Annotated in this window: 12 protein-coding genes; 7 read left to right on the plus strand and 5 right to left on the minus strand. The window is 64.0% G+C overall.

Features of this window, described 5'->3' with window-relative positions:
- Positions 1–551 precede the first annotated feature (551 nt).
- From QZ709_RS09610 to QZ709_RS09625, 4 genes are all read left to right on the plus strand, one after another.
- Entirely contained in the window at positions 552–1,022 is a 471-nt protein-coding gene (locus QZ709_RS09610) for a helix-turn-helix domain-containing protein (RefSeq protein WP_294637052.1), read from the plus strand.
- A 55-nt stretch (positions 1,023–1,077) separates the two neighbouring features.
- Positions 1,078–1,743: a protein-S-isoprenylcysteine O-methyltransferase gene (locus QZ709_RS09615; RefSeq protein WP_294637053.1), complete on the plus strand. Its 666-nt coding sequence runs from the start codon at positions 1,078–1,080 to the stop codon at positions 1,741–1,743.
- Positions 1,744–1,950: 207 nt separating this feature from the next.
- Entirely contained in the window at positions 1,951–2,373 is a 423-nt protein-coding gene (locus QZ709_RS09620) for a hypothetical protein (RefSeq protein ID WP_294637054.1), read from the plus strand.
- A gap of 30 nt (positions 2,374–2,403) precedes the next feature.
- Positions 2,404–3,384 (plus strand): ATP-binding protein, encoded by a 981-nt coding sequence (locus QZ709_RS09625; RefSeq protein ID WP_294637055.1) that lies wholly within the window; start codon positions 2,404–2,406, stop codon positions 3,382–3,384.
- Between the two features lie 32 nt (positions 3,385–3,416).
- Here the strand turns inward: QZ709_RS09625 and QZ709_RS09630 are convergent, their stop codons facing one another.
- From QZ709_RS09630 to QZ709_RS09640, 3 genes are all read right to left on the minus strand, one after another.
- On the minus strand, positions 3,417–3,905 hold the full coding sequence (locus QZ709_RS09630) for a c-type cytochrome (protein ID WP_294637056.1): 489 nt from the start codon (positions 3,903–3,905) through the stop codon (positions 3,417–3,419).
- Complete coding sequence (locus tag QZ709_RS09635) at positions 3,902–4,507, minus strand: pentapeptide repeat-containing protein (RefSeq protein WP_294637057.1); 606 nt, start codon at positions 4,505–4,507, stop codon at positions 3,902–3,904. The genes QZ709_RS09630 and QZ709_RS09635 overlap by 4 nt, the downstream gene beginning before the upstream one ends.
- Positions 4,508–4,580: 73 nt before the next feature.
- Positions 4,581–6,449: a methanol/ethanol family PQQ-dependent dehydrogenase gene (locus tag QZ709_RS09640; protein WP_294637143.1), complete on the minus strand. Its 1,869-nt coding sequence runs from the start codon at positions 6,447–6,449 to the stop codon at positions 4,581–4,583.
- A 391-nt stretch (positions 6,450–6,840) separates the two neighbouring features.
- Between QZ709_RS09640 and QZ709_RS09645 the strand changes: the two genes are divergently transcribed.
- The gene (locus QZ709_RS09645; protein WP_294637058.1) at positions 6,841–7,470 is read left to right on the plus strand and encodes a response regulator transcription factor; all 630 of its coding nucleotides are present in this window, start codon (positions 6,841–6,843) and stop codon (positions 7,468–7,470) included.
- Positions 7,471–7,482: 12 nt separating this feature from the next.
- Here QZ709_RS09645 and QZ709_RS09650 read toward each other — a convergent pair whose 3' ends face one another.
- Positions 7,483–8,475: an FAD:protein FMN transferase gene (locus tag QZ709_RS09650; RefSeq protein WP_294637059.1), complete on the minus strand. Its 993-nt coding sequence runs from the start codon at positions 8,473–8,475 to the stop codon at positions 7,483–7,485.
- Positions 8,472–10,610 (minus strand): 4Fe-4S binding protein, encoded by a 2,139-nt coding sequence (locus QZ709_RS09655; protein WP_294637060.1) that lies wholly within the window; start codon positions 10,608–10,610, stop codon positions 8,472–8,474. The genes QZ709_RS09650 and QZ709_RS09655 overlap by 4 nt, the downstream gene beginning before the upstream one ends.
- A 334-nt stretch (positions 10,611–10,944) precedes the next feature.
- On the opposite strand from QZ709_RS09655, the gene pedF reads away from it, so the two are divergent.
- Both pedF and QZ709_RS09665 read left to right on the plus strand, forming a co-directional pair.
- Positions 10,945–11,424 carry a cytochrome c-550 PedF gene (gene pedF / locus QZ709_RS09660; protein WP_294637061.1) on the plus strand — a complete coding sequence of 160 codons (480 nt, stop codon included), beginning with the start codon at positions 10,945–10,947 and terminating at the stop codon, positions 11,422–11,424.
- 167 nt (positions 11,425–11,591) lie between these two features.
- Entirely contained in the window at positions 11,592–12,455 is an 864-nt protein-coding gene (locus QZ709_RS09665) for a transporter substrate-binding domain-containing protein (protein ID WP_294637062.1), read from the plus strand.
- Positions 12,456–12,458: the final 3 nt, after the last annotated feature.

A 12,458-nucleotide genomic window follows, 5' to 3' on the forward strand; every position in this document is an offset into this window, starting at 1 on the left:
CCTCTCGCGGGAATCGAGCAGCGCCCACGATCTGATTGCCGGCAGCTTTTATCTCGTACGCGATGACATCAGGCACAGCGCAGACTTCAAATTGAACCCGGTGACCTGCAAGGCATCCGACGTGCTTTTGCACGGCAATGGCCACCAATATGCCAAAAGCCATTTTCTGGCCTCGCTGTCACTTGCAAAAAGGCATCCCGACAGGCCTGTGTTACCAACGTCTGTCGGTTTCTGGAAGCCCTCGAGCAGGACCTGTCCGAGGTGTGGGATCACCCGCTTCCGGTGGTGGCGGCCTGCCTGACGAAGTACGACACTGACGATCTGGTGTTCGCCAACCTGCCCGACATCGAACTGCCAACCCGGAGAATGTCGCTGTGCCCCCGGGGACACCGGTGAGGTCCCCCGATCGACGGTGCAGCAGACGCCAGAGACGGTGTCGTGCCGACTGTCGTGCTGGACTGTCGTGCTGGTGTCGCCTGCTGTCGTGCCCGTGTCGTGGCACCCACCTGTCACTTGAGCCAAGCTATGGGACGTGACAACAAGGACTCCTGATGAACGTTCAAAAACTGCGTCTGCAACGAGGTTGGTCCCAGCAGCAGCTTGCCGACCTGAGTGGCCTCAGCACCCGCACCATCCAGCGCATCGAAAATGGCCAACCGGCAAGCGCCGAGTCCTTGAAATCACTGGCGTCGGTCTTCGAGATCGACTTTTCATCTCTCTCCAGTGAGCAAGACATGGCCGTCCCCCCCACCGCCTCCAGGCTTGACGAACAACTGGCGCTTGCCAAGGTGCGCAAACTGCGTGCTTTTTACATCCACCTGTTGAGGTACGTCGTGGCCATCGCCGTCCTGGCCGTCATCAACCTCGCGACGCATCCCACCAGGCTGTGGTTCATCTGGCCCGCCATGGGCTGGGGTATCGCAATCCTCTTCCGTGCGGCGGCCACCTTCGAATTCCTCCCCTTCTTCGGCGCGGAATGGGAGCGAAAACAGGTGGAAAAGCACCTGGGTCGGCCGCTTTGATTCAAGGCCGCTGCCCCGAATATTCTGCAAGGGCGTCTCATTGAAAAAGGACGAGATGCGACGCACCATGCGGGTCCATCTCAATTCGTCCGACCACATATGCCGGCATTTCCAAAAGCAGCCGAACATGAACAATCCATCTGAAGTGGTTTTCCGTGTCGCGGTCGGTGTGGTCGTGGTCACGTGGTTTGCCGTACGCGGCCATTTTCAGAAAAAGGTCGGCAGCAGCAAAAAGATCTCGTCTCACCACGGACGGCGCGAAAAGCGCTCCTACATGCTGGTGAGCGTGTCCTTTCTGCCCATCCTTCTTTATGTATTCACGTCCCCGTTCAGCTTCGCACACATCGCCATTCCAAGCTGGCTGCGCTGGGCAGGCCTGATCTCGGGGTTGTCGGCGAGCGGCCTGTTCGCGTGGACCCATTTCGCACTGGGCAGGAACTGGTCGGGCCTGCTGGAGATCGCCAAGGACCATGAGCTGGTGACGGGCGGACCCTACCGGTTTGTGCGCCACCCGATGTACTCGGCTTTTTTTCTGATGGGGATCGGCGTCCTGCTGCTGTCCTCGAACTGGCTGGTCGGTGGCCTCAACCTGGCCGCCGTGACCGCCATGTACCTTGTCCGGGTCGCCGACGAAGAAGCGATGATGCTGGGTCACTTCGGTCAGAGCTACCAGACCTACATGGACCACACCGGCCGGGTGTTCCCCCGGTTGAGGACCTGACTGGAGAGTCAGGTCGAAGGAAGTCACATACGGCGGCATCGTGGTCACCGCGGGCGGCCAGAAGCCTCCGGGACGGAACACGAGGTCTCTGCGCCGCGCTTCCAACGCATCACCGCTTCTCGAAGCGTTCGTTACCCGCCATTAGCATCCATCCCGTCGGCCGCTGCCTACACTGACTGTCCCGCAACCTTTTCGCTGTCCAGCCTCATGAAACTTCCGACTGCCGCCGCCATCGCGCTCGCCCTCTCCAGTGGTTTCGCCCACGCGGCCGAAGTGCCCGACAGCCTGATCGAGAAGACGCTCGGCATCACCGGGGTCAAGCACGAGAAGGTCACACAGACGAAGTACGGCATGACCTACTCGGATGTCTCGTACAAGACGCAAAACGGCGAAACGCTGCTGGTGTTGCGGCTGGGAACTGCCGAGCAATACGCCTTCTGGAAGCAGGCGGCCGGCCCCGCCCTGCAACCCGTGTCGGGTATCGGCGCAGAAGCGTTCCAGATCAAGAAGCCCAAAACCCTGTGTGCAAAGAGCCAGGCCACCGCTGCGTGCGCCACCCCGGATTACTTTCTGAAGAGCCCCAAGATCACCGACGAGCATCTCCAGATCATCGTCAAGGCAGCCCTGTAAGAGCGCGGTTTTTCTTCTATGGTGTCGGCCATGGAAGAAGACCACACCCCCGACACCGAGCCCCCCGCCCCGTCCTCCACCGCCGCGCGAGACGCCATGCTCGTGCTGTGTGCGGTGCTTGTCTACTTCGCCCTGGCAACGCGTTTCGAGGCGTTCGAGTACGTGCTCGGCTTCACACGAGGCTATGAACACTGGCAGATCGACGAGTTGCCGATGACCGCCCTGGTGCTTGCGCTCGGGATGAGCTGGTACTCCTGGAATCGCACCACCGAGTCCCGTGCCGCCCTGCAAGGACGCATCCAGGCTCAGCGCCACGCACAGGCCCTGCTGCAGGACAACCGGCGGCTGTCCCAGGCATTGCTGCGCATTCAGGACGAAGAGCGCCGGGCCCTGGCCCGCGAACTGCACGACGAGTTCGGCCAGAGCTGCACGGCCATCCGCGCCGATGCCAGCTACATTCTGCAGCGCAGCGAGGACCCGGACATCGGGGACAGCGCACAGCGCATCACCGAATCAGCCGCCCGCCTGAACCTGCTCGTGCGCGACATGCTGGGCCGCCTGCGACCGCCCGACCTCGACAGCCTGGGCCTGGAGGCCGCGCTGCAGACCCTGTGCGAGCGCTGGGAGCAACAGACCGGCATTCCGTGCAGCCTGATCCCGAGAGGCCTGCAGCAGCCCATCCCGGACGAGGTGGCCGTGGCCCTGTACCGCCTGGTACAGGAGGCGCTCACCAACGTGGCACGACACGCGGAAGCCACTTACGTGCATGTGAGCACACAGGTGGACAAGCGCGCAGACGGCACTGCCCGCCGGGTCGGGCTGCGCATTGAAGACGATGGCCGCGGCCTGCCAAGCGAGTTCTCGCCCGGGCAGCAGGGCTACGGCCTCGTCGGGATGCGGGAACGGGTTTCTTCGCTCGATGGGACCATCGCGTTCCGGCCGGTTTCCAAACAGGGCTTGCGCATCGAGGTCGAGATCCCGGTGGGCGGCCCGGACAAGGAGGGCCGATGAGGCCGACCGGATCCCCCCCCTGCGCGCCATGCTCACGGCCTGGCATCGGCCGGCGCTGGCGCCTCCAGGAATGTGCGCACGGCCCACAAGGCCTCGGGCGTCAACGCCTCGCGCCACGCGGGCATGTGGGTCACCCCCAGCTTCACCTTGCCCTCCATCACCGACTTGTAGAAATAATGGTCCGCATCGCCCTGGCAGCGCGATCTGAGCGACACATCCGCGATTCGCTGACAGAAGCGCCCCACGATCCGAAGCGCAGGCGCGGGCCCCAGCCGGTTGGCATCGGCGCCATGGCACACCGCGCAGGACTGGTTGTAGACACTGCGCCCGACCTGAACGATCACGGCACGGTCAGGGTGGTGGCGATAGGGGTTGCCTTCCATGCCCGCGGTCACGGGCGGCAGCAAGGCGGCATCGAACACAGGCGGCATGGGCGAAGGCGTGGCGCAGACGAACCCGGCCCACGCCGCCATCGTCAGCGCACAGGCCCCCCTCAGCAAGCGGCGTGCTGTCATGCTCATTTCCACTCCTCCTGAGGCGGGCATCCGAGGCAGCCCGTGAAGTCGGAATCCGGGAAGATGGTGTAGCGAAGGAAGTTGCCCTCGAACGTCGCTCCACGCAGGTTGGTCGTCACGAACTTGCCCTCCTGCAGGTTGGCGCCCACGATGCGCGCCCCGGCCAGCCACGCAAACTGGAAGCGGGCCATCTCGAGGTTGGCCCCGGTGAAGTCGGCCTCGGTGAAGTCGCTGCGCATCAGCCGGGCCTGTTCGAGGTCGGCGCCGACGAAGCGCGCCCGCCGGAACGTCGCTGCGGGCGCGTTGACATGGTTCAACTTCGCCGCGGTCAGGTCGGCGTCGTCCAGCCGTGCGCCCGCCAGGTTGGCCGCATGCAGATCGGCTCGCACGAGCATCGCGCCGGTCAGATCCGCTCCGACCAGATTGGCACCGGCAAGACGGGCATGCCGCAAGTCGGCACCGGGGCACCGGGTGTAGGGCCAGATGGGACAGCCGTTGACGACCATCGGCTCGAAGGCCGCGTTCTCCGCTGCGGGCGGGGCGGCCCGCAGGCCCGCGGAGGACAGCGCGGCCGCCACGACGAGCAGACGCAGGATGCAGGAAGCCATGGGTACTCCTGTATGGGACAGGCAACAAAGCAGGGCCACCGGCCCCGCTTCTCCACGAAGACTCAGACGTGGCTCACTTTCTGACCTTCGGCAGCTTGAAGGCCCAGAACGACCCGCCTTGGGTCACCTGCTTGGTCAACGCAGCCATGTCACCGCCCCACAGCGGCACGGCGCCCCCGAAGCCGCTGGACACCCCGATGTACTGCTCGCCATCGGTCTCCCACGTGACGGGCACCGACACAATGCCGGAGCCGGTCTGGAACTTCCACAATTCCTTGCCGGTCTTCGCATCGAATGCCTTGACGTAGCCATCGGTCGTGCCCGTGAAGACGAGGTTGCCCGCGGTCGTCAGCGTACCCGCCCACAGCGGGAACTGCTCCTTGTGCTCCCATGCAATCTTCCCGGTCTTGGGATCGATCGCCCGCAGGATGCCCACATGGTCATCGAACAGCCGCTTGATCCGGAAGCCCTGCCCCAGGTAAGCCGAGCCGGCCTTGTAGGTCAGGTGCTCGGTCCAGTAGTCCATGGCCCAGTGGTTGGCCGGGATGTAGAACAGGCCCGTGTCGGGGCTGTAGGACATGGGGTGCCAGTTGGTGCCCCCGAGGAACGGCGGCGACACGAAGACGGTCTCACCCTTCTCCTGGCCATCCTTGGGCTGAGGTGGGCGGTTGCCCGTTTCCACCGGGCGCCCCGTCTTGAGATCGATGCTCTTGGCCCAGGTGATGCCGTCCACGAAAGGCCATGCACCGATCAGCGAGGTGGGCTTGTTGGGGTAGCCGCTCCCCGTGGCCAGCTTGGTCCGGTCTGTGACGTAAAAGAAGCCGTTGCGGTCGGCGTGGGCGCCGGCCTTGACCAGGTTGCCGTTCTTGTCCTTGTATTCGAACAGGACGATGGAATTGTTGCCCGAGAAGTCCCAGGCATCGTTAGGCGTATGCTGGTAGAAGCCCTTCAATTCGCCGTTGGCGGCGTCCACGTAGGCCTGGCCCGAGGTGAACAGGCTGTCCCAGTTGCGCGGGTCATCCCCCTCTTTCGTCCGCTTCCATGTGTTCCATGGCGCAGGATTGCCGGCACCGATCACAATGGTGTTGGTCTCGACGTCGAAGCTGGCGGTCTGCCAGGGAGCTCCACCTCCGTGGCTCCATGCCTCTACCAGCTTTCCTTCCTTGTCACGGGGCCACGAAGGCGCCTTCGGGTCCCCCGTGTATGAGCTGTCCTTGCCGTTGAGACGACCCTTGTGGCCTTCCACGAAGGGGCGAGCCCACACTTCTTCTCCGGTCTCCGGATCCCGCGCAAAGAGCCATCCCACCACGCCGAACTCGTCTCCGGATGAACCGTGAATGAGCAAAACGCGGCCCGTCTTCTGGTCCTTCACCACGAACGGTGCGCCAGTCATGGTGTAGCCCACCTTGTGATCCGCGAACTTCTCCTTCCAGATCAACTTGCCGGTGTCCTTGTCCAGCGCGATGATCCCGGCATCGAGCGTGCCGACAAACAGCTTGTTGCCGTAGATGGCTGCGCCACGGTTGACCACATCGCAGCAGGGCCGGATGTCATCCGGCAGACGGGCCTCATACTCCCACAGGCGCTTGCCCGTGCGGACATCCACCGCAAAAACCCGGGAGTAGGAAGCAGTGATGTAGGCCACACCATCGTGAACGATCGCCTGTCCTTCCTGACCCCGCTGCTTCTCTCCCCCGAACGAAAAGCTCCACGCCGGCACGATGCCCGCAACGTTGTCCTTGTGAATCTTCTTGAGCGGACTGTATCGCTGAGCCTTCATGCCCATGCCATAAGTGAGCACATCGGTGGTCGTCTTGTCGTCGTTGACGATGTCTTCCCAGGTCACCTTCTTGGCTTCGGCAGCCGCGCTGGCGCAAAGGCAGGCAACGACCATCGCGGAAAGGACGGTGCGTGGCTTGCTTCGATGAAGAGCAGGCTTCATGGACTTCATGGTCGGTCTCCAGTGTGTTTGTGACGGTGAACACGTGTGCGGGTGCACACCAACCGTTCAAACGCACCTCCCATGCCCGTCAGAGCCCGATTCAAGGAATTCTTCCCTTGAAGAACGGGAAGCCTTCCTGACATGATCGCCAACCGCGTACCAGGGCGAGGATTTCCATCAAAGTGGCCAGCCGTTCCGCATGCCCGGCACCGAGAACGCTACGCTCTTTATGTGGCTCATCAGATGAGCTTGGGTGGTAACCCGTATTTCTGATCCGCTGCTCCCTCGGTCGTTGTGGCAAGCGCATGCATTCCGAGACAGTCTTTGCTTCAAAGTGAGACGGTGCTGTGCAGCGGTTGAAGCAAAGACAGAGATGGAGAGAGATGACGACATGACGATCAACGTGATGCTGGTCGACGACCACGCCGTTGTGCGCGCGGGATACAAGCGCCTGATCGACAACGAGCCCGGCCTGCGCGTGATCGCAGAGGCCGAATGCATCGCGGACGCCCAGGAAGCCATGCGCGCACACGAGATCAACGTGGTGGTCATGGACCTCGCCTTGAGAGGTGAGAGTGGCATTGAAGGCATCAGGCGGCTGGGTGGCCGCTATCCGCACCTGCGCATCATGGTCTTCAGCATGTACGACCACTGCGTGTATGTGACGCAGGCTCTGAGGTATGGTGCACTGGGCTATGTCACCAAGTACGCCAGACCCATGGAGATGCTGTCTGCGCTGCGCAAAGTGGCCTCCGGTCAACGCGCGCTGTCGTCCGATATCGTCGAGCGCCTGGCCCAGCATGCCGCAGGGGGAAGCTCACCGCTGCACGACCTGACCCCCCGGGAGTTCGAGATACTGCGCATGACAGCCAACGGGCTGACGCCCAACGACATCGCCGTGCAGATCCGGCTGAGCCCGAAGACCATCTTCAATCAACTGTCCGTCATCCGCGCGAAGCTGAACGTCCGGTCCGACATCCAGCTTTACCGGTTGGCCCTCGAAGAGGGCCTGGTGGACTGAACGCCGGCAAGTTCAGATCTGCCGCAACCCGGGCGTGGTGCCCACGTTGCCCTGCTTGTCGACCCACATCACGTCCACGCCCCATTGCCTGGCGATCTGGTCGACCTGTTCGGGGCCCGCCACGAAGAAGACCTTGGTCAATGCGTCGGCCAGGGCCCCGCTCGGCGCCGCCACGGTGACACCGGAGAGCGCCAGCGGCGAGCGTCCTGTGCGGGGATCGAAGATGTGGTGATACCGATAGTCCGGCGTGAAGGTGGTGAGGCTGTCCGACGAAGTGGCCAGTGCACGCCCATCCGAGACCAACCGGGTCAGGAAGCGCGACTCGTCCCGAGGGTCTGCAACCCCCAGCACCCACGGCACCTGACGGACGCTGCGACCCACGGGCAGCCACTCCCCGGTGTCAATCAAGGCATGGGCCACACCATAGGACTGCAGCAGCGCCTTGACGCGATCGGCCGCATGCCCTTGGGCGATGCCATTGAGGGTGACGCCCATGCCTTTCTGAGCAAGGCGGATGCGGTCCGGCTCCACGTGCATCTTGCGCCAGCCGACCAGCGCCCGCGCTGCCGCCAGGCGCCGGTCGTCCGGCACGCCGCCTTGCCCCCGGGCGCCATCGAAGGCCTCCCACAGCGGCTGGACGGTGACGTCGAACTTGCCGTCACACCGCGCCGAAATCGATTGCGCCACTTCCAGCACCTTGACCAGCTCCGACGGCGGCTTGCGCAGCTCTCCCTTGGCATTGAGCTGCCGCACCGCGCTGTCTTCGCGGAACAGGCTCAGGATCTGATCAAGGTGCTGCAGCAAGGACACGGACTCGTCCAGCGCATCGGCCAGGGCGCCAATGTCCGTGTGGGCGGCCTTGATCGTCAACGTGGTGCCGAATCCCTGTAGCCGACGCTCCCGCCAGACCAGTTCGGTGGTGGCAGGGGCGGTGTGACCGGTACCCAGCGCCCAGAGTGTCCCCAGGCCCATGGCCTGACAAAGGCGACGACGCGACGTGTTCATGCCACCTGCTCCTTGATTGTTCTGATGGGTATGGTCTGTCCCTTGCGCGCACTGATCAATGGGGCACAACGCGTATCGCTGTCGTGAATCGCCACGCAGTCCATGCACTGGAAGCACTCGTTGTAGTCAATCTGCCCCTGCGGCTCGATCGCCTGGTAGGCGCAGCGGTGACGGCAGGTCTGGCAGGGCTGGCCACACTCGGCGCGACGGGGGATCCAGCGGGTCAGGCGCAGACGACCGAACACCGCCATCGTGGCGCCCAGCGGGCACAGGTATCGGCAGTACCCCTTGTAGACGAACACGCTGAGCAGCACCATGGCCACGGCCCACACCACAAAGGGCCAGTTGCGCACAAAACCCAAGGTGATGGCCGTCTTGAACGGCTCGACCTCGACCGCCGTGTCCACCAGGTTGGAGCCGGGGATCAGGGCCAGCCCCACGATCCCGGCCAACACGGCGTACTTCACATTCTTCAAGCGCCGGTCCCATACCCGGGATACCGTGCGGCGCTTCAACCGCTTGTGGATGCCCAGGAAGCCGGCAAGCTGGCTGACCAGATCCTGGAGGGCCCCGAAGGGGCACAGCCAGCCGCAGAACGTCCCACGCCCCCAGACGAAAAAGGTCACCGCCGCATAGGCCCACAGCGACACGGTCATCGGGTCATACAGGAGGAAGCCGAGGCTGCGGCCATTGACGATCGCCTGGATCACGCCCGTGAGGTTGACGATCGAAAGCTGCCCTTGAGCGAACCACCCGATGAAGCCCAGGGTGTAAAGCAGGTAGGCGTTGCGCACCCAGCGCATGCGGCGCTCGTCGCGCACCAGCCAGGCCGGGCGGGCCAACATCACCGACAGCAAAGCCAGGCCCGCTGCCAGAACGCCCAGTTCCGTCTTCCGCCCGCTCCAGCTCGTCTTCCAGCTCTGCTGCTCGTTGCCGGACGGGATCGCGTAGTCCTCGGGAAGGAGCACTTCCATGTCGAACTCCTTGCGAACCTTTTCCGGCAGGATCAACCCCTTTTCTCTCGTCACGCTCAGCGCGAACTTCATGGGCTGAGTCGGATCCAGGCTGGCCTGACTGATCACCTTGAAGACCTTCCAATGCACGTCTTCACCCTGCCAGGAGGCCGGCAGCCGGATCTTGTCATCGACATCCAGATCGCGCAGTTCGATCGGAAGACCTCCCTGGCTGAGCGTCAGGCGGCTCGGAACGGCTCCGCCCTGGTAGTCCTCGCCCACGAAGCTGTAACGGCCCCGGGTGGCCACCAGGAAGGCGTGATCGCCAGGCTCGATCCAGTTCTGAAGGTAGCGCCACCCCTTTTCCGTCAGGACGTTGCGCCCGACGGTGGGCACATTCAGGTGCAGGACCATCCACTCGGTGAAGCGGCCGTTCGGATCACGCCGGGCTTCCTCATCCTGCCCCTCTCCGGCCGTCCCGGCAAACGCAGCCTCGACATCCCGGTTGCGCAGAGCCTGGCGCGTGACCAGGCCGGCGCGTTGCAAGGCATCGAAATCCAGTGTCTCGAAGACATCCTCGCGGATGCGCCCGATCAGCGACGGGTCCCGCCCCTCGGAAAAACCCATCTTCGCGCGGGCCACCGCCAGCGCAGAGGACATCAGGCTCTGGTTCACGATCCGGACCGACGCGGTCGCCTTGGCGACCCCATCGATGACCACGTTGGCGCTGCCCTCCTGCCCGTCCCGCTTGGCGCGGCTGTCGATCTTCACGTGCTGCTTGAGGTTCAGCCCCTTGTATTGCGCCACGAACTTGTCCAGCGGCTCGGGGCCCAGCCCATCCAGAAACACCGGCTCGTGTTGTGACAGCACCCGGACATCCCGGAACTCCCCTCGCGCATCCAGCAACACCAGCAGGTTCACGGGTGTACCAGAGAAGCCCGGCAGCGGGGCCAGGTCGATCGACTCGAAGGCATAGCCCACGAGCACCGTCTCGGTTGCTTCCTGCTTGTAGATGGGCCACACAGGCAGGGCCTTGTCCTTCTCACCCACGATCAGGGGCAAAGGAAAGGCGCTCTTCATCGATGCGGCATCCATCACACCGGCGCCAGCCACGTGTGGCGTCAAGCACATCCACAGCGCGAACAGGCATGCCGCAGCCAGCCGCCAGAACGGGGTACCCATTGTTTGTCGCCTCATTGTGTTTGTTATGGGGAGCGGCCTTTTCAGCAAGCCATGTGCCGTGACGAAATGACCGATTTCATGGCGGTTGTAACGGTTTCCCCGGGGTGTCACATGCTCCACGCTGGAGCACACTGGGGTGGCCCCTTGGGTGCAAACCCGCGGTACGTTGTGTCATGTGTCCCGTGACACCTCTGCGAACAAAGCCCGGTCAATGGCGCCGATTCACATGGCGTATCAGGGTTAGCCCTCGGCTTTCGGGCTGGATCGGCCGGTGGCATGGCCTTTGCGAAAACAGCCCCCATCGTTTGACCCCCCGGACCCTGGAGACAAGACCATGACCGACCGCACCGCCCGCTGGCTTCGCCGTTCCGCCCTCGCCGTTTTCCTCGCCAGCAGCAGCCTTGCCGCCATGGCCCATGGCGATGTGGTGCCCCATGCCGTCGACACCACCGGCCTGCCTGACCTCGGGAAAGAGTGGCTCGCCACCAACCCGTACATCGGCGACAAGAAGGCCATCGAAATCGGCTCGTCGGCCTTCGGCCAGAACTGCGCCCGCTGCCACGGCATCGACGCCATCTCGGGCGGCATCGCGCCCGACCTGCGCAAGCTGGACAACGAGTGCGCCACGCAATCGAACCCGCGCAAGCGCGAAGCCTGCCTGGCCGAAGTCGACAACTACTTCCTGACCACCGTGCGCAATGGTCGGACCCGCAACGGCGCCGTGTACATGCCGCCGTTCGAAGGCATCCTGAACCAGGAAGCCATCTGGGCCATCAAGAGCTACCTGGTCTCGCGCCGCGAGAAGCCGTTCTGATCGGCCGCTGAACGCAGCGTGGCCCGCTGGCTCATCACATGAGACAGCGCGCGAACACCTCACAGCCCGTCTGCTGCAAAGCGCGGGTTGTCCCTCACGGGCCTGGCCTTCCTCTGCCAGGCCCATCGTGTTTTCAGTGCCTGAAAGACAGCAATAAGGAGACAGTCATGCATGCAACCGATCGTCGCGCAGTCCTCCGCAAGTTGGCCCTCGCTGGGCTGGCTGGCACGGGCGCGCTGGGCCTGCCCGGCCTGGCCCGGGCCGAAAGCGGCAACCTCGACAAGATCAAGGAACGCGGCGTGCTCACCGTGGCGGTGTACGACGACCTCCCTCCGTTCAGCACCGACAAGGGTCTCGGCGGCATCGACGCCCTGATCGCCCAGGCCATTGCGGCGCAACTGGGCGTCAAGGCCAAGTTGCTGCCTTTCCCCGGCGGGGAAGACATGGAAGACGATCTGCGCTTCATGGTGTGGAAAGGCCACTACCTTGGCTATGGTCCGGCCGACGTGATGCTGCACGTGCCCGTGGAGCGACCGCTGATGAACGCCAATCCGCAGGTCACCATCTTCGCGCCGTACTGGCGCGAGCGCGTGATGCTGGCCCGCAACCGCGAGCTGGTACCCGCCGTGGAAAGCCTGGACGCGCTCAAGCCCTATGACATCGGTGTCTCGGGCCAGACCCTGGCTGGCTGGCTGATGGCCAATGCGGACGGCGGGGCCCTTCAGCCGCGTCTGCGCACGACCTACAAGGATGGCGTGGCGGCCGCACAGGCCCTGCTCAAGGGCGAGGTGCAGGTGGTGGGCGGCATGAATTCCGAGTTGCTCCACGTTCTGGGGCAGGACAAGCGCTTCGCCGTCGAGCCCTTGCCTTCGCCACGCGTCTCGCGCGATGGCTGGGCCATCGGCTGCGCCGTGAAGCGCGACGCAGAGCCGCTGGCCCAGGCTGTGGCAACGGCCATGAGCACCCTGTCGGATTCCGGTGAGCTGCGCAAGATCTTCCAGACTGCTCAGCTGGAGTGGCGCCGGCCCTGAGAC

Source organism: uncultured Aquabacterium sp., from assembly GCF_913773725.1.
GTDB lineage: Bacteria > Pseudomonadota > Gammaproteobacteria > Burkholderiales > Burkholderiaceae_C > Aquabacterium.